The sequence below is a fragment of the Mesorhizobium koreense genome, assembly GCF_031656215.1.
GTDB lineage: Bacteria > Pseudomonadota > Alphaproteobacteria > Rhizobiales > Rhizobiaceae > Mesorhizobium_L > Mesorhizobium_L koreense.
This window is the reverse complement of sequence record NZ_CP134228.1, coordinates 535,269-561,571: the sequence shown is the minus strand read 5'-3', so window position 1 is coordinate 561,571 and position 26,303 is coordinate 535,269. Positions and strand designations below refer to the sequence as shown.

The following is a 26,303-nucleotide window of genomic DNA, read 5'->3' as shown; positions in this document are numbered from 1 at the left end:
AACATGATGTACGAACTGGTTAGTTCTGTCAATCGAACCGCCACAGCGAAGAGTTAAGCCTATGAACGAGAAGGCCAGGCCCAAGGGCGGAAGCGGTTCGGGAAGCGGCGCGACACGCAGCTACGATCGCGAGGGAACGCGGCGGAACATACTCGAGATAGCCTCCGAGGAGTTCGCGCTGAACGGCCTTTCAGGCGCCCGCATCGATGAGATCGCCGCGCGCACCCGCGCCAGCAAGCGGATGATCTACTATTATTTCGACGACAAGGAGAGCCTCTACGTCGCCGCGCTGGAGAATGCCTATCGGCTGGTGCGCGAGGGCGAAGCGAAGCTGGACACCAAGGGCCTGCCCCCCATCGAGGCGCTGCGCCGGCTTGTCGAATTCACCTTCGACCATCACCAGAGCCATGAGGAATTCATCCGCATGGTGATGATCGAGAACATCCATCATGGGGAATATCTCGACCGGTCCGGCGTGATCCGCGAACTGAATGCCCGTGCCATCGACCATATCGCCGAGATCTATTCTCGCGGCGTGGCCGAAGGGGTCTTCCGCGAAGGCCTGGACCCGCTGGAGCTTCATTGGCAGGTCAGCGCGCTCTGCTTCTTCAACGTCTCCAACCGGGCGACCTTCTCCAAGATTTTCGGGCGCGACCTCGCCGCCGAGGGTAATCTGGAAACGCTGCGCGGCAATGTCGTCGACATGGTGCTGCGTTTCGTGACACGCAACGAGAAACTCGGCTGAACGTCCGCTCCGTTCGACCGGGCGACTTTCCGTAGTTCGAACCCGCTTCGCCGCCCCTGTTCGCTGTCTCGGTTGGCAGCCATTGCCTCTCCCTTCTCTTAGTAATAATGTACGAACTGGTTCGTTTATGTCGTTGAGAGGACAAGCGGCGTGAAGACCTCGATAGCGACGGTGTCGATCAGCGGCGACTTCCGCGAGAAGCTCGCGGCGATCGCAGGTGCCGGCTTTGACGGGGTGGAGATCTTCGAGACGGACTTCCTCGCCTTCGACGGGCCGCCGGCCGAAGTTGGCCGCATGGTCCGGGACCATGGGCTGGAGATCACGCTGTTCCAGCCTTTCCGCGATTTCGAGGGTATGCCGGAACCGCAGCGGGCGAAGGCGTTCGACCGCGCCGAGCGCAAGTTCGACGTGATGGGCGAGCTCGGCACCGACCTGATGCTTATCTGCTCCAACGTCTCGCCGCTGGCGCTCGGCGGCATCGACCGGGCGGCGGCGGACTTCGCCGAGCTCGGCGAGCGGGCCGCGAGGCGCGGTCTTCGCGTCGGCTACGAGGCGCTGGCCTGGGGTCGCCACATCAACGACCACCGCGATGCCTGGGAGATCGTGCGGCGTGCCGATCATCCCTCGGTCGGGCTGATCCTCGACAGTTTCCATACGCTGGCGCGGAAGATCGATGTCGAGACGATCCGCGCCATTCCCGGCGACCGTATCTTCATCGTGCAGCTTGCCGACGCGCCGCTGATCGCCATGGATCTGCTCTACTGGAGCCGCCATTTCCGCAACATGCCGGGCGAAGGCGATTTGCCGGTCGTCGACTTCATGCGCGCGGTGGCGGCGACCGGTTATCGCGGGCCGCTGTCGCTGGAGATCTTCAACGACCAGTTCCGTGGCGGTTCACCGCGCTCGATCGCGGTCGACGGCCGCCGCTCGCTGGTCGCGTTGATGGATCGGGTCAGGCGCGAGGAGCCAGGCATCCGGATCGAGGTTCCCGATATGCCGGACCGCATTGCTGTCGAAGGCGTCGAGTTTGTCGAGTTCGCAGCGAACGAGACGGAGGCGGAGGAACTCGGCGCGCTGCTCTCCACCATGGGCTTCTCGTTGGCCGCCGAGCATCGTAACCGCGATGTCGCGGTCTGGCGCCAGGGCAAGGCGGGCGGCATCAACATCGTCGTCAACACAAGCCAGGAGGGTTTTGCCCATTCCTCCTATCTCGTCCATGGCACCAACGCCTATGCGCTCGGCCTGCATGTGGCGGATGCGGCCGCGACGGTGGCGCGCGCAAGGGCGCTCGGCGCCGAGACTTTTGCCGAGCAGCGCGGCGCGGGCGAGCTTTCCATCCCCGCGATCAGGGGCGTCGGCGGAGGCGTGATCTACTTCATCGACGACGCACTTGCCGATGTCTGGAATGTCGAGTTCGAGCCCGTGGAACAGGTCGGCTCACACGAGGCGAGGCTGGTCGGGATCGACCATGTCGCCCAGACGATGAACTATGAGGAGATGCTGACCTGGCTGCTCTTCTATACCGCGATCTTCGAGACGTCGAAGCAGCCGATGGTCGATGTCGTCGATCCGGCCGGATTGGTGCGCAGCCAGGTGGTCGAGAGCCCCGACGGGCGGCTGCGGCTGACGCTCAACGGCGCGGAGAGCCGCAAGACGCTTGCCGGACATTTCGTCGCCGAGAGCTTCGGCTCCAGCGTCCAGCACATCGCCTTTGCCACCGACGATATTCTCGAAACCGCCGCGCGACTTGCCCAGCTTGGTTTCCGGTCGCTGGAGATATCGCCCAACTACTATGACGATCTCGAGGCCCGCTTCGATATCGCGCCGGAACTGGTCGACAGGCTGCGCAAGGCGAACATCCTCTACGACCGTGACGAGGGCGGCGAGTTCTTCCAGTTCTACAGCCGCAATTTCGGCGAAGGCTTCTTCTTCGAAATCATCGAGCGCCGCGACAACTATGCCGGCTATGGCGGCCCCAACGCCCCCTTCCGCATCGCCGCCCAGAAACGCGCAATGCTGCCGAAGGGCATGCCGAAGACGCTGTAAGCAGCGTGAGGCCGGTCTTTGGGGACAATGCGCAGGAGGTCTTGGACAAAAAAGTGCCGCCGTGGTGGAGGGGGAACCACGGCGGCCTTACTCGAAACGATGCGGCAGCCCGGAGAGGGGGATGAGGCTGCCGCAATGTCCGGTTAGGCGGGGGACGAGCCTTGACCGAACTCGGCGTTAATTGCCGATGCGTTCTATCTGGTCTCCGGATGATGGCGATTCAAGGGCACGAAAATTACAAGTTTGTAACATGCTCGTGATGGCGCCTTGTCAGGAGAAATAAGCCTCGCCCGCACCAGGCGCCTTTGCCATGGACAGGTCTGGTGGCACGGGTTACCGGTAGTCCATGAAGAAAGGCGATCACCTCTTCCTTGTCGACGGGTCCGGCTACATCTTCCGCGCTTATCATGCGTTGCCGCCGCTCACCCGCAAATCCGACGGGCTGCCGGTGGGCGCGGTGGCCGGCTTCTGCAACATGCTGTGGAAGCTCTTGCGCGATGCGCGCGACACTTCCGTCGGCGTGACGCCGACCCATTTCGCCGTCATCTTCGACTATTCCTCGAAGACATTCCGCAACGAGCTTTTCCCTGAATACAAGGCAAACCGCTCGGAGCCGCCGGAGGATTTGATCCCGCAATTCGGGCTGATCCGGCACGCCACCCGTGCCTTCGGCCTGCCCTGCATCGAAATGGAAGGCTTCGAGGCCGACGATCTGATCGCTACCTATTCCAGGCTTGCTTGCGAGGCGGGTGCGGACACGACCATCGTTTCCTCCGACAAGGACCTCATGCAACTCGTCGGCCAGACGGTCTCCATGTACGACCCGATGAAGGACCGGGAAATCCGCGTACCCGAAGTGATCGAGAAATGGGGCGTGCCGCCGGAAAAGATGATCGACCTGCAGGCGCTGACGGGCGATTCGGTCGACAACGTGCCGGGCGTGCCGGGCATCGGTCCGAAGACGGCGGCGCAGCTTCTCGCCGAATATGGCGATCTCGATACGCTCCTGGCGCGCGCCTCCGAGATCAAGCAGAATAAAAGACGGGAAGCGATCATCGAGAACGCCGATAAGGCGCGTGTTTCGCGGCTTCTGGTGACGCTGAAGAACGATATCGAGGTCACGGAGGGTCTGGATGCACTGGCGCTCGATCCCCCGGACGGGCCGAAGCTGATCGCTTTCCTGAAGGCGATGGAATTTTCGACCCTGACGCGGCGCGTCGCGGATGCCACCGGCGCCGAGCCCGCGGAGATCGATCCGGCCTATGTCGAGGTGGTGACGGCCGAAGCACATGGCCCGGATATGGGAGCAAGCGCGCCGGCCGAAGTTGCGGAAAGTCCCGAAGTAGCAAAACCGTCGCTCCCGGCCGGAGCCCCCGACGGTACGGCGACACCGTCCATGCTGGCGGCGTTGCGCGCCGAGGAGGCTGTCGCCGACAAGATAGACGTCAACGCCTATCACTGCATCCGTGATCTTGCGACGCTCCAGGCCTGGGTGAGGGAGGCGATGGAAGCCGGACTGGTCGCCTTCGATACGGAAACCACCTCGCTCGACCCGATGCAGGCGGAACTCTGCGGCTTTTCGCTCGCCATCCGGCCGGGCCACGCGGCCTATGTCCCCTTGAACCACAAGTCGGGGACCGGCGATCTTCTCGGTGGCGGATTGCACGAGAACCAGATCCCGATCCGTGAGGCGCTCGCCGCCATCAAGCCGATGATGGAAGACGCTTCGGTCCTCAAGATCGCCCAGAACGCGAAATATGACTGGCTGGTCATGCGCCGTCACGGCATCGATGCCGCGCCGATCGACGACACGATGCTGATCTCCTATGTGCTCGATGCCGGAACGTCGGGCGGGCACGGCATGGATGCGCTCTCCGAACGCTGGCTCGGCCACACGCCGATCCCCTACAAGGAGGTCGCCGGTTCCGGCAAATCGGCGGTCACCTTCGATTTCGTCGATATCGACCGCGCAGTCTGCTATGCGGCGGAAGACGCCGACGTGACGCTGAGGCTCTGGCGCGTATTGAAGCCCCGGCTTGCCGCCAAGGGCATGGTCTCGGTCTATGAGCGGCTGGAGCGGCCAATGGTGGCCGTGCTGGGCCGCATGGAAGAGCGCGGCATCTCGGTCGACCGGCAGATTCTTAGCCGGCTTTCGGGCGATCTCGCCCAAGGCGCGGCCGCGCTGGAAGACGAAATCTACAAGCTTGCCGGCGAGCGCTTCACCATCGGTTCGCCGAAGCAGCTCGGCGATATCCTGTTTGGGCGCATGGGCCTGCCTGGCGCCAGCAAGACCAAGACGGGCCAGTGGACGACCTCGGCACGCGTGCTCGAAGACCTTGCGGCGGAAGGCCACGAATTGCCGCGCAAGATTGTCGACTGGCGCCAGCTCACCAAGCTTAAATCGACCTATACGGATGCGCTTCCGGGCTACATCCATCCCGACACGAAACGCGTGCACACCTCTTACGCGCTCGCCGCGACCACGACCGGGCGGCTCTCTTCCTCGGAACCCAATCTGCAGAACATCCCGATTCGTACGGCGGAGGGGCGCAAGATCCGCACCGCCTTCATCGCCGCGTCCGGTCACAAGCTGATCTCGGCCGACTACAGCCAGATCGAACTGCGCGTACTGGCGCATGTCGCCGATATCCCGCAACTCCGCCAGGCCTTCGCCGACGGCATTGATATCCACGCCATGACGGCGTCGGAGATGTTTTCCGTGCCGGTCGAAGGCATGCCGCCGGAGGTGCGCCGCCGCGCCAAGGCGATCAATTTTGGCATCATCTACGGCATCTCGGCCTTCGGGCTGGCCAACCAGCTTTCCATCCCGCGCGAGGAGGCGGCCGACTACATCAAGCGCTATTTCGAGCGTTTCCCCGGCATCCGCGACTATATGGAAGGTACCAAGGCTTTCGCCCGCGCCAATGGCTATGTCGAGACGATCTTCGGACGCCGCGCGCATTATCCGGAAATCCGCTCGTCCAACCCCTCCATGCGTGCGTTCAACGAGCGCGCCGCCATCAACGCGCCGATCCAGGGTTCGGCAGCCGACATCATCCGCCGTGCCATGGTGCGGATGGAGGACGCGCTGGCTAAAGCAGGGTTGAAGCATACCGACATGCTGCTCCAGGTGCACGACGAACTGATCTTCGAGGCGCCGGAGGACGAGGTCGAGAGAGCGATCCCCGTCATCCGCAAGGTTATGGAGAATGCCGCCATGCCGGCGATCCATATGGCGGTTCCGCTGCATGTCGATGCCCGCGCCGCGCACAATTGGGATGAGGCGCATTGAGGCGGCGGGCCGGTCAAGGGCGTCCTGCCATCCACTGACATACTACTCGGTATTTTCTCGTTGACCCGGTGCCGCCGCGATGTTTGTATCCGGTGGCGTGGACACTGGTCCGCCGCCCGGACGAAACGGAGACAAAAGAGGACGGCTGCCCGGGATGGCAAGCCGGCCCGGGTTTCGTCCGCCAGTGGGAGGAGAATGCGTGCCGCAGCAGGAATCTGCCCCGACCCCGCTTCTCGCGATCCGCGACGTTTCGGTGGCATTCGGCGGCATCAGGGCGCTGGATGGCATAAGCTTCGGTCTTGAGCGCGGCCGAATCCTCGGCCTGATCGGGCCGAACGGAGCAGGCAAGACGACGCTCTTCAACTGTTTGAGCCGGCTTTATACGCCGACCGCCGGCGACATCCTTTTCGAGGGGAAGAGCATCCTCAAGAGAGCCGCCAACCGCATGGCGGAAATCGGCATCGGCCGGACCTTCCAGAACCTCGCTTCCTTCTCACGGCTCTCCGTGCGCGACAATATCCGTGTCGGTGCGCATTGCCAGGCGAGAACCGACATGCTGAGCGACGGGCTCAGGCTGCCCACCATGCGCCGCGCCGAAGAGCGGATAAATGGTATCGTCGATGAACTGATCGCCTATCTCGAACTGGGCTCGGTCGCTGACCTGCCGATGGCCGGTCTGCCCTTGGGCACGCTGAAACGGGCGGAGATGGCGCGCGCTCTCGCCGTCGGCCCGAAACTTCTCCTCCTGGACGAGCCGGCCGGCGGCCTGAACCATGACGAGATCGGCGAACTCGGCCGGTTGATCCGCCGCATACGTGACGAGCGCGCCGTCACCGTGCTGCTCGTGGAACACCACATGAATTTGGTGATGGGTATTTCAGACAAGGTCGTCGTGCTCAATTTCGGCCGCAAGATCTGTGAGGGTGATCCGGCCAGGGTGCAAGCGGACGCGGAAGTGATCCGCGCCTATCTCGGAGACGGGAAATCGTGAAACCGCTGCTTTCCGTGCGCGGCCTCGAGGCCTCCTACGGCGACCTGAAGGTGCTGCGCGGGTTGGATTTTGCGATTGCCGAAGGCAGCGTCACGGCGCTTCTCGGCGCCAACGGCGCCGGCAAGACGACGACGTTGAGGGCGCTTTGCGGCACGATCGCCCGCTCCGGCGAGATCGAGTTCGACGGTCGGCCGATCTCCCGCGCCAGGACCGAGGACATCGTGCGCCTCGGCATCGCGCATGTGCCGGAAGGGCGCGGCACCTTCTTCAACCTCACGGTGGAGGAAAACCTTGAGCTTGGCGCGATGTCGCGGCCGGCGGGCCGGGAGGTGGCGGACGACATCGAACGCATCTACGGCTATTTCCCGCGCCTGAAGGAGCGACGCCGGCAGCAGGCGGGGACGCTTTCGGGCGGCGAGCAGCAGATGCTGGCGATCGGCAGGGCGCTGATGCTCCGTCCCAGGCTGATGCTGCTCGACGAACCCTCCTTTGGCCTCGCGCCGCTGATCGTGGAGGAGGTCTTCCGTATACTGGCGCATGTCAGGGACATGATGAAGGTGAGTATGCTGCTCGTCGAACAGAACGCCAGTTTCGCGCTGGCGCTCGCCGACCATGCCTATCTGCTGGAAACGGGCGAGATCGCCATCGCCGGGCCGGCCGAAGAGATCAGGAACGACGAATCCATCCGCAACGCCTATCTGGGATACTGATAGAGATGGAAATCCTCATCCAGCAGATCGTGTCGGGGATCGCGACGGGCGCGATCTATGCCTGCATGGCGCTGGCGATCGTCATGATCTACCAGGCCATCCACCATCTGAATTTCGCGCAGGGTGAGATGGCGATGTTCTCCACCTTCGTCGCCTGGCAGCTTCTCACCTGGGGTATGCCCTACTGGCTGGCCTTCGTGCTGACGGTTGCGCTTTCCTTCGCCGGCGGCATCATCGTGGAAAGGCTTGTCTTCAAGCCAATCGAGAACGCGCCGGTCCTCAGCCACGTCGTCGTTTTCATAGCGCTTTTCGCTATTTTCAACAGCCTCGCGGGCTTCATCTGGAATTTCGAGATCAAGCCGTTCCCGAGCCCCTTCGGCTCCGGCGCGCTCTTCGGTGGTCTCATGAGCCCGCACCAGGCCGGGATGATCGCCGTCACGCTGGTCGTGCTGGTGCTTCTCTACATCTTCTTCCGCTTCACACGGATCGGGCTTGCCATGCGCGCCGCCGCCGCCAATCCGGAATCGGCGCGCCTCGTCGGTGTCCGCGTAAGCTGGATGACGGCCCTCGGCTGGGGCATGGCGTCGGCGATCGGTGCGGTTGCCGGTATGATGATCGCGCCGGTCGTCTTCCTCGAGCCGAACATGATGGTCAGCATACTGCTCTATGGCTTCGCCGGCGCCGTGCTCGGCGGCCTCACCAGTCCAGTCGGCGCCGTCATCGGCGGCCTTGCCGTCGGCGTCATCGAGAACCTCGCCGGCACATACATACCGGTCGTTGGGCCGGAGTTGAAACTGCCCGTCGCGCTTTTCGTCATCGTCGCGGTGCTCGTCGTCCGTCCCTCCGGCCTGCTCGGCCGCAAGATCGTGCAGAGGGTCTGACATGAGCGTCCGCGAAGAAGGCTCCGCGATTGCCGCTGCCGCGAGACCCGTCTCCCGTTTTAGGGCGCGCAATTGGGTGGGGATCGTCATCGTGGTGGTGCTGGCGGCGCTGCCGCTCTTTCTCGCCAATTTCACCATCTTCCAGCTCACCATGATGCTGATCTATGCGATCGCTATCCTCGGCCTGAACCTGCTCACTGGCATCAACGGCCAGTTCTCGCTCGGCCATGGCGCCTTCTATGCGATCGGCGCCTACACCGCTGCGATCCTGATGGAGGATGCCGGACTGGCCTATGGCTGGACGCTGCCCGTGGCCGGGATCATCTGCTTCGTATCCGGCTTCCTCTTCGGACTGCCGGCGCTCCGGCTCGAAGGAATCTATCTGGCGCTCGCCACTTTCGGGCTTGCGGTCGCCATGCCGCAATTCCTCAAGCTCTCCGTGATCGAGCCGTGGACCGGCGGTGTGCAGGGCATCGTCATCACGAAACCCGATGCCCCTTTCGGCTTGCCGCTCAGCCAGGATCAGTGGCTTTATTATTTCACGCTCGTCATAGGGCTGCTGCTCTACTGGTTCGCGGTCAATCTCGTCTCCAGCCGTTCCGGTCGGGCGCTGATGGCGATCCGCGACAACCCGCTCGCGGCGCGCGCGATGGGCGTCAACAGCGCCCTTTACAAGTCGCTCGCCTTCGGGATCAGCGCTGCCTTCACCGGCATCGCCGGCGCTCTCGGCGCCATCGTCGTGCAGTTCGTGGCTCCTGACAGCTTTACCTTCTTCCTGTCCGTTGCGCTGTTCGTCGGCCTTGTCGTCGGCGGCGTCGGCTGGCTGCCGGGCGCGCTGGTCGGCGGCGCGTTCGTCGTCTTCGTCCCGAACCTCGCCGAGCACTTCAACAAGGCGCTCGCCGGCGCGGTTTACGGGGTGATCCTCATCCTGCTCATCTACCTGATGCCGACAGGCGCGGGTGGTCTCGTCCGCAAGGTCGCGGACTTTATCGGACGGCGAATGAAATCGCGTCCGGATCGCTGAAAGGGAGGTTTAAGCCAATGAAAAGACGGATAGATTCCAGACTGGTATTTTGGGGCGCATTGGCAGCCGCCACTGCGCTTGCGGCAACAGCCGCCTTTGCCGACGAAACCACCGGCATCACCGACAAGACCATCAAGATCGGCAACATCATGCCCTATAGCGGGCCGGCCTCGGCCTATTCGCAGATCGCCAAGGCCGACGCCGCCTATATGAAGATGCTGAACGACAATGGCGGCGTGTGCGGTCGTCAGATCGATTTCATCAGCTATGACGACGGCTACAGCCCGCCGAAAACCGTCGAGCAGGCCCGCAAGCTGGTGGAGAGCGATCAGGTCGCGTTGATCTTCAACAGCCTCGGCACCGGCACCAACACGGCCATCCAGAAATACATGAATGCGAAGAAGACGCCGCAGCTCTTCGTTGCCACCGGCGCTTCAAAATTCGGCGACCCTAAGCATTTCCCCTGGACCATGGGCTGGCAGCCCGACTACGTGTCCGAGGGCAAGATCTACGCCCGCTTCCTCCTGAAGAACATGCCCGACGCCAAGGTCGGCGTGCTCTACCAGAACGACGATTACGGCAAGGACTATCTTGCCGGCCTCAAGCAGGGGCTTGGCGACAAGGCCTCGATGATCGTCGCCGAGCAACCCTATGAGACTTCCGATCCGACGGTCGATTCGCAGATGGTGAACCTCAAGGGATCGGGCGCCGATGTCTTCTTCAACGTGGCGACACCGAAATTCGCCGCCCAGGCCATCAAGAAAGCGGCCGAACTCGGCTGGAAGCCGACGCAATTGCTGAACAGCGTCTCCAATTCCGTCGGCGCAGTGCTGAAGCCGGCCGGTCTCGAAGCCTCGAAGGGCGTGATCAGCGCCCTATACCTGAAGGATTCGCAGGATCCGCAATGGAAGGACGACGAAGGCATGAAGAAGTGGAATGCCTTCATGGACAAATACTATCCAGACGGTGACAAGAATTCGAGCTTCACGCTCTATGGCTACAGTGTCAGCCAGACGCTGGAGAAGGTGCTGAAGGGCGCCTGCGACGACCTCACCCATTCCGGCATCATGAAGTCCGCCGCAAACCTGAAGAATGTCGATCTCGACCTGACGCCTCCCGGCATCCAGGTGAACACGAGCGCCACCGACTTCTATCCGCTGCAGGACATGCAGTTGATCAAGTTCGACGGCGAACGCTGGCAGCCTTTCGGCGAGGTCGTATCGGGCGCCGACACGCAGTAAGGATCGGGGCTGGGGCGGCCGGTCCTGAAAAGGCCGGCCGTCTCTATCTGGCCAGTTCAGTCGATCGCCTTTTTGCCGCCTCCACCGCTTCTGCCACAAGATCGCGGAGGTGGTTTCCGCCCATCAGCACGGCGAGTGCGGCGGCGGTGGTGCCGTTCGGGCTGGTGACCTGTTCGCGCAGCCGGCCCGGCTCCTCACCGCTCTCCGCAGCCAGCGAGGCCGCCCCATAGACGGTCTGCATGGCGAGCAGCTTCGCCGTTTCGGGCGGCAGGCCGGCCTTCTCGGCCGCGGCGGAAAGGCATTCGATGAAATGGAAGATATAGGCCGGACCGGACCCGGAAACGGCCGTGACCGCGTCCATCAGATCTTCCGAATCGATGCGGGCGACGCGGCCGCTGGTCGACATGAGAGCTTCGACGAAGCCATCCATGGCGGGCGTGATCTTGCCGTTCGACACCAGCACCATCATGCCCTTGCCGATGGAGGCCGGTGTGTTGGGCATGCAGCGCATCATGGCGATACCGTCGCCCAGAAGCTCTTCGAAAAGCGCAATACGCGTGCCGGCGGCGATCGAGACAAAGGTCGCGCCTGAAGTGGCGAAACGGCGATAGGCGGGCGCGACTGCGCGGATCACCTGCGGCTTCACTGCGAACAGGACGAGGTCCGGCGCAAGCCCGTCAGGCAGATCGGATGCGTCGGCGACGGCCTCGACATTCAGATCGGCTACCCGGCGGCGCAGCACCTCCCCCGGTTCCACGACAACGACGTCGCCCGACTTGAGTGTGCCGGTCTTCAGCCATCCCGAAAGCATCGCGAAGCCCATATTGCCGCAACCGACCAGGACCAGCTTCTTGTGCACCTTCACCTCCGAACGCCTGTCTTCGAAATCCGATGGCCGCGTGGTAGCGCATGCGTATGAGGATAGGAAGCCCGAGCGGACCGGACGGGGACCGCGCGTCAGGCGTCGGCCGTCATCATGATCGCGAGCAACACCAGCCCGAACAGCGCCACCATCAGGGCGAAGAACGACGCCAGATACGGCCCGTGATAGGCCGGAAGCTCATGTCGCCGCCGCCACACCCGGGCGTAGGCCAGGAAACGCAGCCCGGTCGTGATCACCATGATCACGCCGAACAGCACCAGCCCGATGCTCGTCCACGACGATATCCGGTCGAGCGGCAGGCCGCGTGTCGGGCCGGTACTCTCGCCGACCATCAATCCGAAGCGGTCGATGGCGAGGCCGCAGATCATCAGCGCCAGCGCCGTGCGTATCCAGACCGACAGGGTACGCTCGGCATTCTGGTAAGAGCGCACCTCCGACATCTCCGAGCGCTGCAGCGAATAGCTCGTCTGCTTTTCGGCGAACGCCACCATCCGCCGTATCATCTCGATCTGCTTCGCTTCGTGTTCTTCAGCCATGGGAGCCTCGCTGCCACCGCCTGCCTATTGTGAGCGAGCGGTGGTATCGGCAAGTATACGTCCGAACGGCCGATTGCGTTGCCGATCAGCCGGCCGGCGCCCGGTTCCGTGCGAGAAAATCGCGGATCGTCGCGATCTCGCCTGGTTCGATCCCGTGACCGCCACCGTGCCATTGGAGCCGTAGTTCCGCGCCCTGGCGACGAAAATAATCGCCGAGCCTCTCCGTCAGCGGCGGTGGGCAGATCGGATCGTTGCGGCCGGCGGTGATGAGCACGCGTGTGCCCGCGAGGCCGGGATTCTCCGGCGGTTCGAACGGGATGAGCGGGTGCATCAGCACCGCATCGTCGAACAGATCCGCCGCCTCGAACAGCACCGAAGCTAGGATGTTGGCGCCGTTGGAATAGCCAAGCCCGATGACGCGCGACGGCGAATGCTCCGCCTTCAGGCCCGACACGAAACGCTTCATCTTCTCGGTGCGAAGCGCCAGATCGGCCATGTCATAGACGCCCTCGCCGGTGCGTCGGAAGAAGCGCGCCGCGCCATATTCGGAGACATCGCCGCGCGGCGAAATGATCGTCGCATCGGGCATCAATTGCGCGGCAAGTCCGGTGAACTGGTGCTCGTCGCCGCCGGTGCCGTGGAAGGTCAGGAAAAGCACGCCGCCCGGGGCGCCCTTCCTTTCGTCGTAGGTATAGATATCGGTGGTCATGAGAGTGCCCTTCAATCCGTGATCGGCTGCAGGTGCTTCTCGAGGAATGCGCGCAAGTGCTCGTGCTGCGTCGGCAGCTTCAGCGCCTCGCCGAGATGCGCCCTGTCCTCGTCGCGGTCGAAGCCGGGCTCGTTCGTCGCCACCTCGAAGAGTACCCCGCCCGGCGTGCGGAAGTAGATCGACCAGAAATAGTCGCGATCAATAACAGGCGTCACCCGGTAGCCGGTGTCGGTCAAAGCCTGACGGACCTCAAGCTGCTTGGCGCGATCCTTGACGGCGAACGCGACATGGTGGACCGAGCCCGCGCCCTGGTCGGCCATGGCGATATTGGGCATAGTCTCGACATCGACGAAATCGGCGCCATTGCCGCCTTCGATGCCGAAGCGCGTGACGCCGTCCTTCGCGTCAATCTGCTGATAGCCCATATAGCGCAGAAGCTCGGCCGTGGCGCCGTCGTCGCGCAACCTGAGCGAAGCCGAATGGAAGCCGCGGATCGCATGGTCGGCGTCGATCTCGCCCGTCCATGGCGCGCGCTTGTCATTACCGGCCTCGACCAGCACGAAGCCATCGCCGTCGGGGCCGCTGAAGTGCAGACGCTTTTCGCCGAAGCTCTCGTCTTCCTTCAACCCGTCGACGCCCATCCCGGAGAGCCGCTTTTTCCAGAATTCCAACGCGCCGGCCGGCACCGAGAAGGCCGTGGCGCCGACCTCGCCGGTGCCGGGCCGGCCGCGAGCGATGCCGGGAAAGGGGAAATAGGTCATGACGGAACCCGGCGTTCCGGCCTCGTCGCCGTAATAGAGATGATAGACTTCCGGCGCGTCGAAATTGACGGTCTTCTTCACCCTGCGGAGCCCAAGTGTGTCGGTAAAGAAGGCATTGTTGCGCACCGCGTCGCTTGAAAGCGATGTGACGTGGTGGAGCCCCTTGATCCCTTCGATCATCTTTCTTCTCCTCTTGGCCGATCTCCCATAGAACAGGATCGGCGCTCTCGATCACAGAAAGCTAATCGGCCGTCGTCGATAAGAAAGAGGCGCTATCCCGGATTGTCTGTTCAATAATTGAAGACGGGATTGCTCAGGATGGTATTAAATAATGGACCTATGGCGATTTCCATCGATGCAGCCATGAAGCCGCCGTCATGAGAACGATGGCCTAGATCCATAGAAAACAGAACAATTATAATATCTTAGGAAGAAGTGGCGGAGAGAAAGTCCGACATACTACTGGCCATCATTGTTCTCGGAAGTTCGTGAGACGCCCAGATTTCTGGCATCCGGCTTGCCATTCGGTTCGCCACGGTCCATCATCATACGCGATTATCCCCACTCATAAATGGGGAAGAAAGTGGGGATGGAATGGCGCAACTGCACAAGCTCTCCGAAGTGAAGGCGAGGTCTTCAAACCTGAAGCCGGGCCGACACAGCGACGGCGGCGGCCTCTATTTGAACGTCTCACCATCGGGCACCAAATCTTGGCTGTTCATGTGGGTACGGCAAGGAAAGCGGCGCGAAATGGGGCTGGGTGCCTATCCGGCTGTGTCGCTCGCAAACGCACGGACCGAAGCGGGCAAATGCCGGGAAGCGGTTGCGGCGGGCGGCGATCCTATTGCCGAGCGAAACAAGACGGCCGAACCGACATTCGGTGAATGTGCCGATCAGTTCCTGTCATCGATGGAAGGCTCGTGGCGCAACGAGAAGCACCGGGCGCAGTGGCGCATGACGTTGACGGAGTACTGCCAGCCCATACGCTCGAAACGCGTTTCGCTGATTGCCACCGACGACGTGTTGTCGGTGCTCAACCCCATCTGGCAGGATAAGCCGGAAACCGCCTCCCGCCTCCGTGGCCGCATCGAACGCGTACTGGACTTCGCGAAGGCAAAGGGCTGGCGAACAGGGGAAAACCCCGCGCTTTGGCGTGGCCACCTGAAGAATGTGCTGCCACCCCGGCAGCGTCTATCCCGAGGGCACCATGCGGCCATGCCATTCAGGCAGTTGCCCGCGTTCATAGCCCGGCTTCGTGCCTCGGAGGCCATGGCGGCTCGGGCACTGGAGTTTCTGATCCTGACCGCTGCACGGTCCGGAGAGGTCTACCATGCTCAATGGTCGGAATTCGATCTGGAGCAAGGGATATGGACGATTCCCGCTGATCGGATGAAGGCTGGTCGGGAACATCGCGTTCCGCTCTCTGATCAGGCTCTTTCCCTAATACAAACGCTCAAGGAAACGCCCGTCTCGGAATACGTATTTCCGGGCCACCGGACAAATTGTCCGCTGTCGTCGGCGGCCATGGAAATGCTTTTGCGTCGGATGAAGGCGAACGACTACACCGTTCACGGCTTCCGGTCATCGTTCCGGGATTGGGCGGGCGATGAAACGCACTTCGCTCGTGAGATCGCTGAAGCGGCTCTCGCCCATCGTGTGGGGGATGCTACGGAACAGGCCTATCGGCGGACCGATGCGCTTGCGAAGCGCCGCGATCTCATGCAGTCATGGGCGAATTATGGCGATGAAAAGAGCGCGAAAATTGTCCCGCTGAAGAGTGCCTGATGACAGACTTCCTTGATGATGATCCGCAGGCTGCCACATATCACTGGCTCAGGAAGGAGCGCGGGCAGAATGCCGCACGCGAGTATCTGGCGGAGCAGCTTCGCCTGCTTGGTGGCATCGGTCAGATTGCGGCCGACATCCTCGATCCTAATGTAAAGGCGCTACGCGGTCGCCCTCATGGGGGGCGGCTTGATTCGCTCTGGCATGAGATCGGTCAGGAATTTGAACGTATAAGGAATAGGAAGGGGAAAGACGGGAAACCAACGCCCATTGGTCAGGCTTATTCCGCGTTGGCGGATGAATATGGATCAGAAAAGCGCACCATTGAAAATCTGGTCCGCTCCTACCGAAGTGAGATGGCGGCGGCGCAGGCTCATCATCAGGCGTGGCAGGATGAATTCGATAGCTTGCCGGCTGAGGAACGGCAGGCGTTTTGGGACGATTTCGAGCGAGACATGGCTGCGATTAAGGCCGACCCTGCCTACGCGCAGGCGATGAGCGACCTCCAGAATGCCATTGAAGAGGAAGAAGCTTAAGTTAATCGGACGCTATAGCAACATCTGCGTGAAATGCTCGGAAGGTTGCAAGAGATACAGCATGCCCCTGCCATGCGTCTCTACCGGTTCTCTGCCTCTCCTCGCAATAAATTCCGTAATTAAATCGAGATTTGTTTTCGTAGAAAGCGGCATCTCCTCCTGCGATCACATGCATATCCATCTGAATGGTGACGGATATGCTGACATATATTCAGGCCTACACAATCAATGATTTTTGCCGGTGCTACGGCATCGGCAGGACCAAGACGTATGCCGAGATTGCTGCTGGGCGGCTCCCTGCCCGCAAGCTCGGCAAACGTACCCTCATCCTGAAATCTGACGCGGACAGGTGGCTGACCACCTTGCCTACGGTGGCCAAGCGCTCGGGTACGCACGGCTAGTAGGCCAGCCTCCTTGCGCGTAGGGCCTGATAGCCAGCCGCTTCGGACAAACGGCGACTCGTCCCCCACACCTTCGGCGGACGGGCCTGTCACGCTCCCGCATGAAAACAAAGACAATGCCGGTTCTCTCGGGCTGGTCACGTTTGCTGGCCCGTTTGGCGACGGTGCGCTGAGCGCCCTCCGGCGCGGATTCCAACCCGTACCGTTGACGGGCAAGAAGCCGGCTGTGCGAAACTGGAACAGCCGTCCTCTCGGTCAGCAGGCGATCCGTAACTTCATCCAGAAAAAGGAGATTGCTGAAGCCAATTTAGGTGTACGTACAGGCAAGTTGCTTGCAATCGATATCGACGCCGATGACGAAGATCGTGCCTACAGAATTGAGGCTATGGTACGCGGCGCGCTCGGGGCAACCCCGTTCATCCGCGTCGGCCAGTGGCCCAGAAGAACGCTTTTCTATCGCCTTCGATGGCCCATTGGTTCGAAACACTATGGTGAGGTGGACATCCTGAGCGCCAACAAGGTTTGCGTCGTGGTTGGCGTTCACCCGTCCACGGGCAAACCCTATCGTTGGCCTGAAGAATGTCTGCTGGACCATGAATTTCAGGACGTGCCGTTCGTGGATGAGCGTGCCGTAGAATATTTGACGGATTGGCTGACGGAGGAAACGCAGAACCGAAAAACGCTTCTCGCGGCAACTATGATGAAGACCGCCGTCCAATCGGCGAAAGCTGCTGGGCACACAGTCGTGTCTACAGCGGCCAAGGGGAAAGTGCCGGCCCACATTGCTGAAGCAGATAAAGGAGAGCGAAACGACGCGCTGTTTCGTGAGTTGCTTCGCAGGGCCAGCAGGCTTTCGGCGGACAACATACGTGCTCGCGCGATTGAACTGAATAGGGGGTTCCGTAAACCTCTCCCTACCCATGAGGTCGCGGGAATTGCCGAGAGCGTTATCAAATATAAGTCCGAAGACAGGCTATTCGTTCGCGGTGAACAGAAGGTTCTTCTTCCTTTCGGGAAGGACGTGATCGAATCTTTCAAGTCTGCTCCCGGGGCGCTCTACCTGTACGCATATTTGCGGGCGAACGTTTCCCATAAAGACACCTTTACGATCCCGCAGAAGGCGACCGCTGAAGTGCTTGGCTGGGGATCAAATCGTGTGGCTGACGCAATTGACGTTCTTATCCGGCATGGCCTGATCAGTCTCATCAGAACCGGGGGAAAGACGAAAACAAGGCGTATGCTCAGCCAGTACAGATGGTGTGCATAGCTCTCCTGAAAGGGGCGGGACTTACTGTCCCGTTATGTTCGTCTCCGAATTGGAGACACGAACGGAAGGCCCGACACAGCAAAATAGCGGGCTCTCTGCCGTGCAAGCGAACGCAAGATGCGAGCTATTCGGGCAGGTCAATCACGTCGTGAAGGTTGGTAACGGAATAAGCTACTGGCCTGCCTTCTCTTCGTCGCACGTTCACGTCCACGACGAAGCCCTTCTTGTAGACGTTCTCGTCAGCCTCTCGGATTTCATGCTTAATCCGATGCTCGGCCAATGCCGAACCGTACATCAGGGCAAGGGATTTGTCCGAAACTTCTTCAATCTTGACGCGTTCTCCCGAGCGTTTGCCGATATCGGCTTTATTCACATCTGAGCGAGTAAAGACCATAAGCACCCGTTCGTGATCAGATGCCTCCTGCTTCTCCATCTCGCGCCGCCGGCTTTCGATCTCTAGTCGGGCTTCACGAGCTTGTTGGCTGTTGAACCTGAATGCCGCCGTTATTTCTTTTTTCCCATCTTTGAAGACCGCCGCCTCTATGATTGCGCTGCCCTTCGGGTCGTTCGCGATGGCTTGTATCGTGTCGGAAAACGACTGGAACTCTGCTTTTGTACGTGGCTGATCATTTCTGTTGCCCGCGATCAAAGCACGGAATCGGCCACCGTATTTGCGGACGAACTCTTCAACGACTAAGGCCTTGTCCATATCGTTGATGATCGCGTGAATGATCGGAACCAGATCGGCGACAATCGAGCCGGATTCAATCTTGCGGACGAACATATGTGAGGATTCGGAGAGGTCGGGAGCGACCTCGTGCACATGCCGCTTGTACTCGTCGGCAAGGCCGGAAAACGCCTTTACGAAATCGCCGATTTCAATAGGCTCTTTCGTGTCCAGCGTGAAAACAATATGCGCCGGATGCTCCCCCATAAGTCGAGGGTAAACATTTACGGTGAATTGTCCATCTGCCCGGTGGCCGATACCGCCCTACGACAGGCCGCACAGACAACTTACACGGCAGATCAATAGAGCCCAGCCGCTTTTCCGAGGGCGACCAGCGCCCGGATGCGAGCTATCGCGGCACGGCGTGTGGTTATCGCTTCTTTCGTGTTGCGGCCGTGCTTGTAGTTGCCATTCCGCATACCGGTCGGCGCACCGGCACGGCCTCCGTGGAGCTGACAACGCTTTCTTCCTGATAGTGCCGGCTTCAGGCACGCCGTTCCTTGACGCGTCTTCGCGCCACATCTCTTCCCCGGCCAATCAATGCCGAAATGCCATTTCGTCTGGCTTGGGGTCTGCGGGTCACCGATCATGGGATTGATCCCGTTCGTCTGGCGGGCTCTCCAATTCAACCCGATATTACGATGCTACCCTCTCCATGTGAATCGGCACGAAACTGCACCGGAAGCGGTGGTTTCTGCTCTACCCATATCTACGATAAGCATTTGATCTATCTGGAAATCTTATGCTTTTTGGCATAATGTTCTACCCTCAACACCATCCCATCATAGAAAAATCAGGAGGCGTCATGAGGCTGACTGCGGAAGATGCTTTGCAGGCCTATGCGGAAATGATCAATACCCTGCAGATAAGCCATTTTCTGCCGCTTTTGGCCGATGATTTCCATTACGCGTCGCAGTCTGTGCTCGCGGAAATTTCCTCGAAGGAGGAGTTTACCGAATACATGACGGCCAAGCTGGAGACGCTGAAACAGAGTGGCGTCGAGACAATCGCAGAACTGGACTATTGGTCGGCCTATGGCGGTGGCCCTTGCGTAGTGCTGTCTCAGGATCATCGGCCGATCTGCACAGCAATAGCCGCATTAAAGGACGGGAAATTGTCGCGCATCGATCTGTGCACCGTGCCGCCGCCGGAAAGTGTAACGATCTGATTTCTGCGTCTAGTCGGGACGATCACCCTGACTGCCTTCCTCGGCTCCCCTTTCCGGCAGGCAAAACACCGTTGATTTCCGCAGTCGCCACCCTAGACGACGATCAAGAAATCGGAAGTCAACGTGCCTTGGTTAGCCTCAAGCCATGCCTTCGGCCGCTCAAAATCGGGTGATATGGACCTCAGAAAAGTCCAGAACTCTTCCCGATGAGAGCGATGCCTGAGGTGGGCAAGCTCGTGAATAACAACGTAGTCCAGCACCTGCTTCGGCGCGAAGATCAGGTGCCAATTAACGAGAATATTGCCTTCCGGGCCACACGATCCCCATCCGTTTGGAAATTCCGCAACGCGAATCGAACGGGGAACGAGGCCGAACCGCGTTCCATAGGTAGTAGCAACTTCCTTCACGTCCCGACGAACACGCCGCCTCATCCAGAGCTTGAGTTCGGTGGCAACAACGCGGTCGAGCTCATTCCATGCCCAATGCGGCAGATCGACGATGAAGCCATTGCGGTAGGTGGTGGTAATTAGGTCGGCGTCGGTCCGGCGCACGGTCAGCGGCATTTTCCGCCCACGATACGGTATCTTCGAGCCGGTCATAAAGCGGGGCACGGCATGGCGGCTGGCAGTAATCCGCTCCATCTCGCGCACGGTGTTGAATACCCATTGACGCTTACGTGTCAAAAAGCCTGCAATGTCGTCGTCCTTGTCGCTGGTAAGTGCCAGCACCTCCACATGGCCCGGCGTGACGGTGATACGACGCTCCGTTGCCGCAGCCGAGCGGCGAAGCTCGTAAGGGATTTCCTTCCGGCCGATCTGCAACGTCGGCATCAGACACCGCCTCCATAGGCGTGAATGGCAAACTCCTCGACTTTCTCGCGGATTGCCTTCGTCTCGCCAATACCATGCTCGGTTAGGATGCGCCGGACCTGCTGGCGAAGGCTGCGCAGATAAGCGTCCATGTGCGCGAAAGCAGGCTGGCTCGCGGCGGCATCAGCATAGACCGTACCGATAGCGATAGCGGCATCCTGTAACGCGGCGTGGTCGGCATCAGGCACGATGGTCTCAATGATGCGCAGGATCGAGAAGGCGTTCTCGTCCATGCCAAGTTCGGCATGTGCGCCCTGCTCGGCGTGAATGTGGCCGGTCAGGCCCTCGAACTCGCGCAAGCCGTCGGCGGCGGCAAGTTGACCTTCCTCGAAACGGCGGATGATCTCCAGCACCCGTTCGGAGAAACGGCCATACTGTGCCGGATTTTTGTCCACCAGTTCGCGGGTGATGCGGCGAAGCTCGGCGGATTTGCGCACGAACGCCTCATGCAACTCGTCCTCTGACTTTTCGCCGGTATCGAAATCGTCGGCGAAGTTCGGATCAGTAATGTTGCGCAGCCGGATCGTGGTGGATAGGCCGGTGACATGCACATGCTGCTCCAGCATTTCCCTGATCTTGGCCGAGTAGCTCCTGTGATCAAGGCTTTCGTCTTTCGAGATCGCCTGTGTAGCCAGCCGCAGGAAGGCGGCGGCCCATTTCACCTCGGCGGTGAACTCAAGGATCGCCGGATCGGGCGACAGGTCACCATAGACCCCGATGAAGGCGCGGGTCAGCCGCTGGAGATCGAACCAGTCGTCTTCCCGGCCACCTGCCGCAATCTTGGCGGCTGCATAGGCCGCAGCCTTCTCGTCCATGCCCTCCAGCCCCATGGCGCGCTTCTGGGCACGATAGCGGGCATGGGCTTCCTTCAGATCGTTGCGCAGAATGGCGATGTCGCGCATCGCGTTCTCGACATCCTCGGAGCGGTAGGATTGCAGCGCGTCGTCGAGATGGCTGGTTACGCCAATGTAATCGACGATCCGGCCGTTGGGCTTTTCGATCTCGCCGCCATTCGGCAGCTTGACCGTGCAGGTGCGGTTGGTGCGGGCGATGGCCTGAAGCAGGTTATGCTCCTTCAGCGGCTTGTCGAGGTACATGACGTGTTCGACGGGCGCGTCGAAGCCGGTCAGCAGCTTGTCGCAGACGATCAGGAATTGTGGGTCTTGCCCCACGGCCTTGAACCGCTTCTTCACGTCCTTCTCGGCGGCATTGTCGAGGTAGTGCGCCTCCAGTTCGGCCCGCAGCAAAGCGATCTCCAGGTTCTCGCTGGGTTTGTTGTCCTCTTGGCTTTTGGAATAGACACAGGCGATCATGGCGTCGGCCTTCGCCTGAGCGGCCTCGACCTCTATCCCGCCGCGTTGTAGGTCAGCGGCGATGACGGTGGAGAGTGCGGCGCGGTACAGGATCACCGCCTCTCGATCCACGGCAACGATCTGCGCCTTGAAGCCGTCCGGCTGGCAGACGGTCTTGAAGTGCACCCAGATGTCCATCGCGATCAGCCGGATGCGTTCGGGGTGCTTGGCGATGCTGGCGACGGTCAGGCCCTTGCGTTTGAGTTCATCGCGCTTGTCGTCGGGCAGGTCCACGAACCAGCGGTCGAACAGGATGTCGATCTCGGCCTCATTGATCGCCCAATCGGTTTTTCGGCCTTCGTAGAGGATCGGCACGGTGGCACCATCGCGCACGGCGTCGTCGATGCCATACTTGTCGAGATAGCCTTCCCCCGCGATGCTGAACCGAGCGTAGGTGTCTTTGTCGGTCGATTTGATCGGGGTGCCGGTGAAGCCGTAGAAATGCGCGTCCGGCAGGGTCGCCTGCAAGAACGCACCTAAATCCTTTTCCTGCGTGCGGTGCGCTTCATCCACCAATACGATCCAGTCGCCCGAGTTCGGGATCGGCTCCTTTGACCCGGCGAACTTAAAGATGGTGGAGAGCAGAATTTGCCCGTTGCCGCCCCGGTTGACCGCTTCGCGCAGTGCTGCGACCGATCCGCACTGTGTTGGGTTCGGCAGACCGCAGGCGACAAAAGTCTTGCTGATCTGATCGTCGAGGTCGATCCGGTCAGTCAACACAAGGATGTTGGGGTTCGCCAGCGTTGGCGCGTCCAGCGTCAAATGGGTTTTGAGCTTGAGGGCAAGGAACACCATTGTCAGGCTCTTCCCCGAGCCCTGCGTGTGCCAAATTAGACCCTTACGATGCTCACCTAACGCGACACGCGACACAGCCTTGTTGACGGCGCGGAATTGCTGATAGCGGCAGACCTTCTTGATCTTCCGGCCCGTTTCCGGATCAGTCTCGAACACGATGAAATGTGCCAGAAGGTCGAGTAGCCGCGAAGGCTCGCACAGGCACCATATGTCTTTGGCGAGGTTGTCGGCGAACTCGTCGCGGTGACGTGGCCATGCGTCAGGCCACAAGGCATAGAACTGCGACGATGCGCCCGTCGCACCATAGAGCGTCGCCATGCCATCGGTAACGAGATTGAAGGCATTAGAATAGAACAGTCGGGGGATGTCCCGCTCATACTGCTTGATCTGCTCGAAGGCTTCCTCGGCTTTGGCCGTGGTTTTCAGCGGGGACTTGGCTTCGATCACCACCAGCGGGATACCGTTCACGAACAGCACGATGTCAGGGATGCGCGGACGCTGGGTTGCGACACGGAACTGGTTGGTGACGTGGAAGATGTTGCGGCTTTGATTCTTGAAGTCGATCAGCGCAATCGGACGGTCGCGGTTCTCACCGGTCAGACGACGCGAATAGCCGCCGCGCAGCTTGCGTTGCCACTCCTCGTTGTCAGACAGAGTGGCAAGGTCATTGTAGATCGCCTCGGCATCCTCCGCACCAATGCCGTTGAGCGTGCGTAGCGCGTCGATCAGCACAGGCTTCAGGATGGTGCGGTTTTCCTCTTCGCGCATCGCCAGAGCCTGTGCTGGGGGCAACACTTGCCAGCCCAGTGCCGCCAGCATATCGAGCGCGGGCTTCTCGGCGAGGCGGTATTCGCTCATGCGGGCACCCGCACGCGACCCGAGAGGAGGTCGGACATGAGAGACTGGCGCATTTCTCTATAGGATCGGGCGACAGCTTGAGCAGACAACATGGCGCTTTCCATTGCCGTCAATATGTCAACGGCGCGTTCCTGCTCCGTGTATTCCGGAACGTGCATCGCGATGTCCGAAAGTCGGGCTTTGGAAATATTTTTCATGGAGCCGCTCGTGCCGCTGGCAATGTCCACAATCTGCGCACGGAAACGTACGGTCTTCATGTAGAAGGCCAACCATCGACACATAATGTTTGGCTTGGTCTTCAGCAGCCATAACCGGTCAGGCAGATAGAGATCAGGGCAATCCTCTGCGACAAAGGCATTCGCCCCAACAAGGTCAAGGGTGTTCATACGGCTTATGATGATGGAGTTGGCCGTTGGCTGCACGCGGGTTCGCGCCACCTCGTCAGGTAGAACGACCTTGTTTTCGTCGGGATCAAAATACCCACCAGAGACACAACTTGTCTTGAGTATTCCAATCTCACCATCAGCCGCAGGTCGCCCTTCGGAATTGACACTAACACCTGCATCAAGCGATGCGATCAAATCTACCAACCGGCGCTCGTTCGCAGTCTCCGTTAAGTCATGAACAAGCAGCTTTTCAGCGTTCAAATGGAGCGCGGTGTTGGCTTGCACGACGGCGTTCTCCGCCGCCGCAATCGCCTCATCCACCGACCGCAGAACCTCGGCGATCCGCCGCTGCTCGTCGAGCGGTGGGAGCCAGATTGGAATGGTAGAGAACGTGGACTTGTTGATGATCGGGACGGCGGTCGTTCCGGCTAACTGCCTGATTTCGTCGCCCATAGCCTGCAACTGGCTGTAAAGGAAATAGCTGTCGGTCGAAGGGCCGGGGATGCAAGCATTGATCTGTTGGTTGAAGGCCGAACGTTCTGAGAGAATGCAAGACTTTCCGATAGAGGCGATGCAAGTAAACAGGACTGCGCCAGCAGGTGCAGTCGAAACCGTTGAGGCCCCGAGGGTCGAAAGGTGGCGCTCAACCGTATCGCACCACGGGCTATCTCCGATGTCGCTAGGCGTGACAAATGGCACTTTGCCATTCCAGAACCTGTCATCTTTCGTACTCGGCGTTTTTCCTGTGACGACCCGGACGACCTGACCAAGCTGCTGCGCCGCCCAGCCTTTCGGCACCTCACTCGACATAGCCGAGCCTCCGCAGGTGACTGAACATCACGGCTTCGGCTTCGTTGCGCTTGGCGATCAGAGCTTGCAGTTTGACCACCTCGGCAGCGACATCGACTGCCTCGGCATCCGCGCCCGTCTGCACGTAGCGGCTGATGTTGAGGTTGTGGCCGTTGGCGGCGATCTCGGCGATGGGGACGACGCGGGCCAGCTTCTCGACATCGGCGAAGCCATGGACGGCATCAGCCAGCGTGCGGACGTGATCGTCGGTCAGGAAGTTCTGCGCCTTACCCGGCTGTAAGGTGGTGTCGCCGTTGACGATCAGCACCTTGCCTCGTCGTTCGGCAGGCTTGGCCTTGCTGCACACCAACAGGGCGGCAGGGATGCCCGCGCCATAGAACAAGTTGGGAGCGAGGCCCACGATGGCCTCGATCACATCTGCGGCAAGCATGGCCTCCCTGATGCGCCCCTCGGCCCCGCCACGGAACAGGACGCCATGTGGCACGACCACCGCCAGCATACCGTCATCCTTTAGGCTGGCGAGCATATGCTGAACGAAAGCGAGATCACCATAGCCCTTCGGTGGGCAACCATAGGCATCGCGCCCGAACGGATCGCCGTTCTGCCAGACCTCATAACCCCACACCTTTTCCGAGAATGGCGGATTGGCCAGCACCCGGTCATAGGCTCCAATGCCCTCCACGAACTCATGAGCCTTGGGATCATACCGCTTCGGCGAAAGGATCGTGTCGCCCTTGGCGATGAAGGCGTCGTCCACATTGTGCAGGAACAGGTTGATCTCGGCGATGCCCCACGTGGCGAAGTTCTTCTCCTGCCCATAGAGCGACAGGGTGCGGGCATCCTCGCCCCGATCCTTCAGATACTGGACCGCCTCCAGCAACATGCCGCCTGAGCCACAGGTCGGATCGTAGATCGACATGCCGGGACGCGGCTCGACGATCTCAACCATAAGGCGTACGATTTGTCGGGGCGTGTAGAACTCCCCACCCTTCTTGCCCGCGCCCTCGGCGAACATCTTGATGAGATAGAGGTAGGCGTCGCCCAGCATGTCGGCGGGAACATCAACATTGCGCAACCGGTGCTTCTCGAAATGCGCGAGCAGCTTTTCCAGCAGGGCGTCGGAAAAGCGGTCCTGATTGGCGAAATCCACATCGCCGAACACGCCACGCAGCCGGATATTGGCATCTTCGATGGCGTTCAGCGCGTTGTTCAGCCGCTGGCCAATCAGGGTCGACTGCTGGCGCACGGCATCCCAGCGGTGTTCCTTCGGAATGTGGAAGCGGTGCTCATCGGGATCAGCGGCTTCCTCCCGGTCGCCCGTCTCGGCCAGAAGCGCCTCGAACTCCTCGTCCCACACGTCGCACAGGCGCTTATAGAACAGCAGACCGAAAATGTACTGTTTGTAGTCTGCGGCATCGACCGTGCCACGAAGGATGTCTGCCGCGCCCCAAAGGTGCCGTTCAAGTTCTGTTTGTGAAAGCCTGGCCATGGAATTCGCATACGCTGTGAAACTCGCGCCGGCCTGACGCC

The 26,303-nt window shown here is 60.7% G+C and carries 23 protein-coding genes; 13 read left to right on the top strand and 10 right to left on the bottom strand.

Translation table 11 applies throughout. The features are described from left to right. Window positions 1–61: 61 nt before the first annotated feature. The 8 genes from RBH77_RS02610 (at window position 62) to RBH77_RS02575 (ending at window position 10,930) form a co-directional block, all read left to right on the top strand. A complete protein-coding gene (locus RBH77_RS02610) occupies window positions 62–745 on the top strand; it encodes a TetR/AcrR family transcriptional regulator (protein WP_311030600.1) in 684 nt (227 codons plus the stop codon). A 150-nt stretch (window positions 746–895) separates the two neighbouring features. Further along, a complete protein-coding gene (locus RBH77_RS02605) occupies window positions 896–2,791 on the top strand; it encodes a bifunctional sugar phosphate isomerase/epimerase/4-hydroxyphenylpyruvate dioxygenase family protein (RefSeq protein ID WP_311030599.1) in 1,896 nt (631 codons plus the stop codon). Between the two features lie 346 nt (window positions 2,792–3,137). Then, window positions 3,138–6,083 (top strand): DNA polymerase I, encoded by a 2,946-nt coding sequence (gene polA / locus RBH77_RS02600; RefSeq protein ID WP_311030598.1) that lies wholly within the window; start codon window positions 3,138–3,140, stop codon window positions 6,081–6,083. 199 nt (window positions 6,084–6,282) lie between these two features. Further along, a complete protein-coding gene (locus RBH77_RS02595) occupies window positions 6,283–7,074 on the top strand; it encodes an ABC transporter ATP-binding protein (protein WP_311030597.1) in 792 nt (263 codons plus the stop codon). Beyond that, a complete protein-coding gene (locus RBH77_RS02590; RefSeq protein ID WP_311030596.1) occupies window positions 7,071–7,784 on the top strand; it encodes an ABC transporter ATP-binding protein in 714 nt (237 codons plus the stop codon). Before RBH77_RS02595 ends, RBH77_RS02590 begins: the two co-directional genes overlap by 4 nt. A 5-nt stretch (window positions 7,785–7,789) precedes the next feature. Further along, the gene (locus RBH77_RS02585) at window positions 7,790–8,665 is read left to right on the top strand and encodes a branched-chain amino acid ABC transporter permease (protein WP_311030595.1); all 876 of its coding nucleotides are present in this window, start codon (window positions 7,790–7,792) and stop codon (window positions 8,663–8,665) included. 1 nt (window position 8,666) lies between these two features. After that, window positions 8,667–9,689 carry a branched-chain amino acid ABC transporter permease gene (locus RBH77_RS02580; protein WP_311030594.1) on the top strand — a complete coding sequence of 341 codons (1,023 nt, stop codon included), beginning with the start codon at window positions 8,667–8,669 and terminating at the stop codon, window positions 9,687–9,689. Window positions 9,690–9,706: 17 nt separating this feature from the next. After that, window positions 9,707–10,930, top strand: a complete 1,224-nt coding sequence (locus tag RBH77_RS02575) for an ABC transporter substrate-binding protein (protein ID WP_311030593.1) — start codon at window positions 9,707–9,709, stop codon at window positions 10,928–10,930. A gap of 43 nt (window positions 10,931–10,973) precedes the next feature. Here the strand turns inward: RBH77_RS02575 and proC are convergent, their stop codons facing one another. From proC to RBH77_RS02555, 4 genes are all read right to left on the bottom strand, one after another. Further along, window positions 10,974–11,789, bottom strand: coding sequence for a pyrroline-5-carboxylate reductase (gene proC / locus RBH77_RS02570; protein WP_311030592.1), 816 nt, complete (start codon window positions 11,787–11,789; stop codon window positions 10,974–10,976). Between the two features lie 98 nt (window positions 11,790–11,887). Further along, window positions 11,888–12,349, bottom strand: a complete 462-nt coding sequence (locus RBH77_RS02565) for a YidH family protein (RefSeq protein WP_311030591.1) — start codon at window positions 12,347–12,349, stop codon at window positions 11,888–11,890. 85 nt (window positions 12,350–12,434) lie between these two features. After that, complete coding sequence (locus RBH77_RS02560; protein ID WP_311030590.1) at window positions 12,435–13,058, bottom strand: alpha/beta hydrolase; 624 nt, start codon at window positions 13,056–13,058, stop codon at window positions 12,435–12,437. A gap of 11 nt (window positions 13,059–13,069) precedes the next feature. Then, window positions 13,070–13,999 (bottom strand): VOC family protein, encoded by a 930-nt coding sequence (locus tag RBH77_RS02555; RefSeq protein ID WP_311030589.1) that lies wholly within the window; start codon window positions 13,997–13,999, stop codon window positions 13,070–13,072. 414 nt (window positions 14,000–14,413) lie between these two features. Between RBH77_RS02555 and RBH77_RS02550 the strand changes: the two genes are divergently transcribed. From RBH77_RS02550 to RBH77_RS02535, 4 genes are all read left to right on the top strand, one after another. Next, a complete protein-coding gene (locus RBH77_RS02550; protein WP_311030588.1) occupies window positions 14,414–15,604 on the top strand; it encodes a tyrosine-type recombinase/integrase in 1,191 nt (396 codons plus the stop codon). After that, on the top strand, window positions 15,604–16,140 hold the full coding sequence (locus RBH77_RS02545; RefSeq protein WP_311030587.1) for a hypothetical protein: 537 nt from the start codon (window positions 15,604–15,606) through the stop codon (window positions 16,138–16,140). The genes RBH77_RS02550 and RBH77_RS02545 overlap by 1 nt, the downstream gene beginning before the upstream one ends. A gap of 197 nt (window positions 16,141–16,337) precedes the next feature. After that, a complete protein-coding gene (locus RBH77_RS02540; protein WP_311030586.1) occupies window positions 16,338–16,541 on the top strand; it encodes a helix-turn-helix domain-containing protein in 204 nt (67 codons plus the stop codon). A gap of 205 nt (window positions 16,542–16,746) precedes the next feature. Next, window positions 16,747–17,808: a bifunctional DNA primase/polymerase gene (locus tag RBH77_RS02535; protein WP_311030585.1), complete on the top strand. Its 1,062-nt coding sequence runs from the start codon at window positions 16,747–16,749 to the stop codon at window positions 17,806–17,808. Between the two features lie 124 nt (window positions 17,809–17,932). Here the strand turns inward: RBH77_RS02535 and RBH77_RS02530 are convergent, their stop codons facing one another. Together RBH77_RS02530 and RBH77_RS02525 are read right to left on the bottom strand one after the other, a co-directional pair. Beyond that, window positions 17,933–18,742: a hypothetical protein gene (locus RBH77_RS02530; protein ID WP_311030584.1), complete on the bottom strand. Its 810-nt coding sequence runs from the start codon at window positions 18,740–18,742 to the stop codon at window positions 17,933–17,935. 92 nt (window positions 18,743–18,834) lie between these two features. Next, window positions 18,835–19,125, bottom strand: a complete 291-nt coding sequence (locus RBH77_RS02525; RefSeq protein ID WP_311030583.1) for an HGGxSTG domain-containing protein — start codon at window positions 19,123–19,125, stop codon at window positions 18,835–18,837. Between the two features lie 215 nt (window positions 19,126–19,340). Here RBH77_RS02525 and RBH77_RS02520 point away from each other — a divergent pair, with 215 nt between their 5' ends. After that, a complete protein-coding gene (locus RBH77_RS02520; protein WP_311030582.1) occupies window positions 19,341–19,703 on the top strand; it encodes a hypothetical protein in 363 nt (120 codons plus the stop codon). A gap of 92 nt (window positions 19,704–19,795) precedes the next feature. Here the strand turns inward: RBH77_RS02520 and RBH77_RS02515 are convergent, their stop codons facing one another. From RBH77_RS02515 to RBH77_RS02500, 4 genes are read right to left on the bottom strand one after another with little or no spacing between them, the layout of a single operon-like run. Next, a complete protein-coding gene (locus RBH77_RS02515; protein ID WP_311030581.1) occupies window positions 19,796–20,533 on the bottom strand; it encodes a M48 family metallopeptidase in 738 nt (245 codons plus the stop codon). Further along, a complete protein-coding gene (locus RBH77_RS02510; RefSeq protein WP_311030580.1) occupies window positions 20,533–23,577 on the bottom strand; it encodes a type I restriction endonuclease subunit R in 3,045 nt (1,014 codons plus the stop codon). The genes RBH77_RS02515 and RBH77_RS02510 overlap by 1 nt, the downstream gene beginning before the upstream one ends. Next, window positions 23,574–24,773 (bottom strand): restriction endonuclease subunit S, encoded by a 1,200-nt coding sequence (locus RBH77_RS02505; RefSeq protein WP_311030579.1) that lies wholly within the window; start codon window positions 24,771–24,773, stop codon window positions 23,574–23,576. Before RBH77_RS02505 ends, RBH77_RS02510 begins: the two co-directional genes overlap by 4 nt. Next, window positions 24,763–26,262 carry a type I restriction-modification system subunit M gene (locus tag RBH77_RS02500; RefSeq protein WP_311030578.1) on the bottom strand — a complete coding sequence of 500 codons (1,500 nt, stop codon included), beginning with the start codon at window positions 26,260–26,262 and terminating at the stop codon, window positions 24,763–24,765. Before RBH77_RS02500 ends, RBH77_RS02505 begins: the two co-directional genes overlap by 11 nt. Window positions 26,263–26,303: the final 41 nt, after the last annotated feature.

Excerpts from the sequence above, each read along its gene's own strand:
- RBH77_RS02610 (WP_311030600.1), top strand. The coding sequence starts at position 62 with ATGAACGAGAAGGCCAGGCCCAAGGGCGGAAGCGGTTCGGGAAGCGGC.
- polA (WP_311030598.1), top strand. The coding sequence starts at position 3,138 with ATGAAGAAAGGCGATCACCTCTTCCTTGTCGACGGGTCCGGCTACATC.
- RBH77_RS02585 (WP_311030595.1), top strand. The coding sequence starts at position 7,790 with ATGGAAATCCTCATCCAGCAGATCGTGTCGGGGATCGCGACGGGCGCG.
- RBH77_RS02580 (WP_311030594.1), top strand. The coding sequence starts at position 8,667 with ATGAGCGTCCGCGAAGAAGGCTCCGCGATTGCCGCTGCCGCGAGACCC.
- RBH77_RS02575 (WP_311030593.1), top strand. The coding sequence starts at position 9,707 with ATGAAAAGACGGATAGATTCCAGACTGGTATTTTGGGGCGCATTGGCA.
- RBH77_RS02565 (WP_311030591.1), bottom strand. The coding sequence starts at position 12,349 with ATGGCTGAAGAACACGAAGCGAAGCAGATCGAGATGATACGGCGGATG.
- RBH77_RS02560 (WP_311030590.1), bottom strand. The coding sequence starts at position 13,058 with ATGACCACCGATATCTATACCTACGACGAAAGGAAGGGCGCCCCGGGC.
- RBH77_RS02555 (WP_311030589.1), bottom strand. The coding sequence starts at position 13,999 with ATGATCGAAGGGATCAAGGGGCTCCACCACGTCACATCGCTTTCAAGC.
- RBH77_RS02550 (WP_311030588.1), top strand. The coding sequence starts at position 14,414 with ATGGCGCAACTGCACAAGCTCTCCGAAGTGAAGGCGAGGTCTTCAAAC.
- RBH77_RS02545 (WP_311030587.1), top strand. The coding sequence starts at position 15,604 with ATGACAGACTTCCTTGATGATGATCCGCAGGCTGCCACATATCACTGG.
- RBH77_RS02540 (WP_311030586.1), top strand. The coding sequence starts at position 16,338 with ATGCTGACATATATTCAGGCCTACACAATCAATGATTTTTGCCGGTGC.
- RBH77_RS02530 (WP_311030584.1), bottom strand. The coding sequence starts at position 18,742 with ATGGGGGAGCATCCGGCGCATATTGTTTTCACGCTGGACACGAAAGAG.
- RBH77_RS02525 (WP_311030583.1), bottom strand. The coding sequence starts at position 19,125 with ATGATCGGTGACCCGCAGACCCCAAGCCAGACGAAATGGCATTTCGGC.
- RBH77_RS02520 (WP_311030582.1), top strand. The coding sequence starts at position 19,341 with ATGAGGCTGACTGCGGAAGATGCTTTGCAGGCCTATGCGGAAATGATC.
- RBH77_RS02515 (WP_311030581.1), bottom strand. The coding sequence starts at position 20,533 with ATGCCGACGTTGCAGATCGGCCGGAAGGAAATCCCTTACGAGCTTCGC.
- RBH77_RS02510 (WP_311030580.1), bottom strand. The coding sequence starts at position 23,577 with ATGAGCGAATACCGCCTCGCCGAGAAGCCCGCGCTCGATATGCTGGCG.
- RBH77_RS02505 (WP_311030579.1), bottom strand. The coding sequence starts at position 24,773 with ATGTCGAGTGAGGTGCCGAAAGGCTGGGCGGCGCAGCAGCTTGGTCAG.
- RBH77_RS02500 (WP_311030578.1), bottom strand. The coding sequence starts at position 26,262 with ATGGCCAGGCTTTCACAAACAGAACTTGAACGGCACCTTTGGGGCGCG.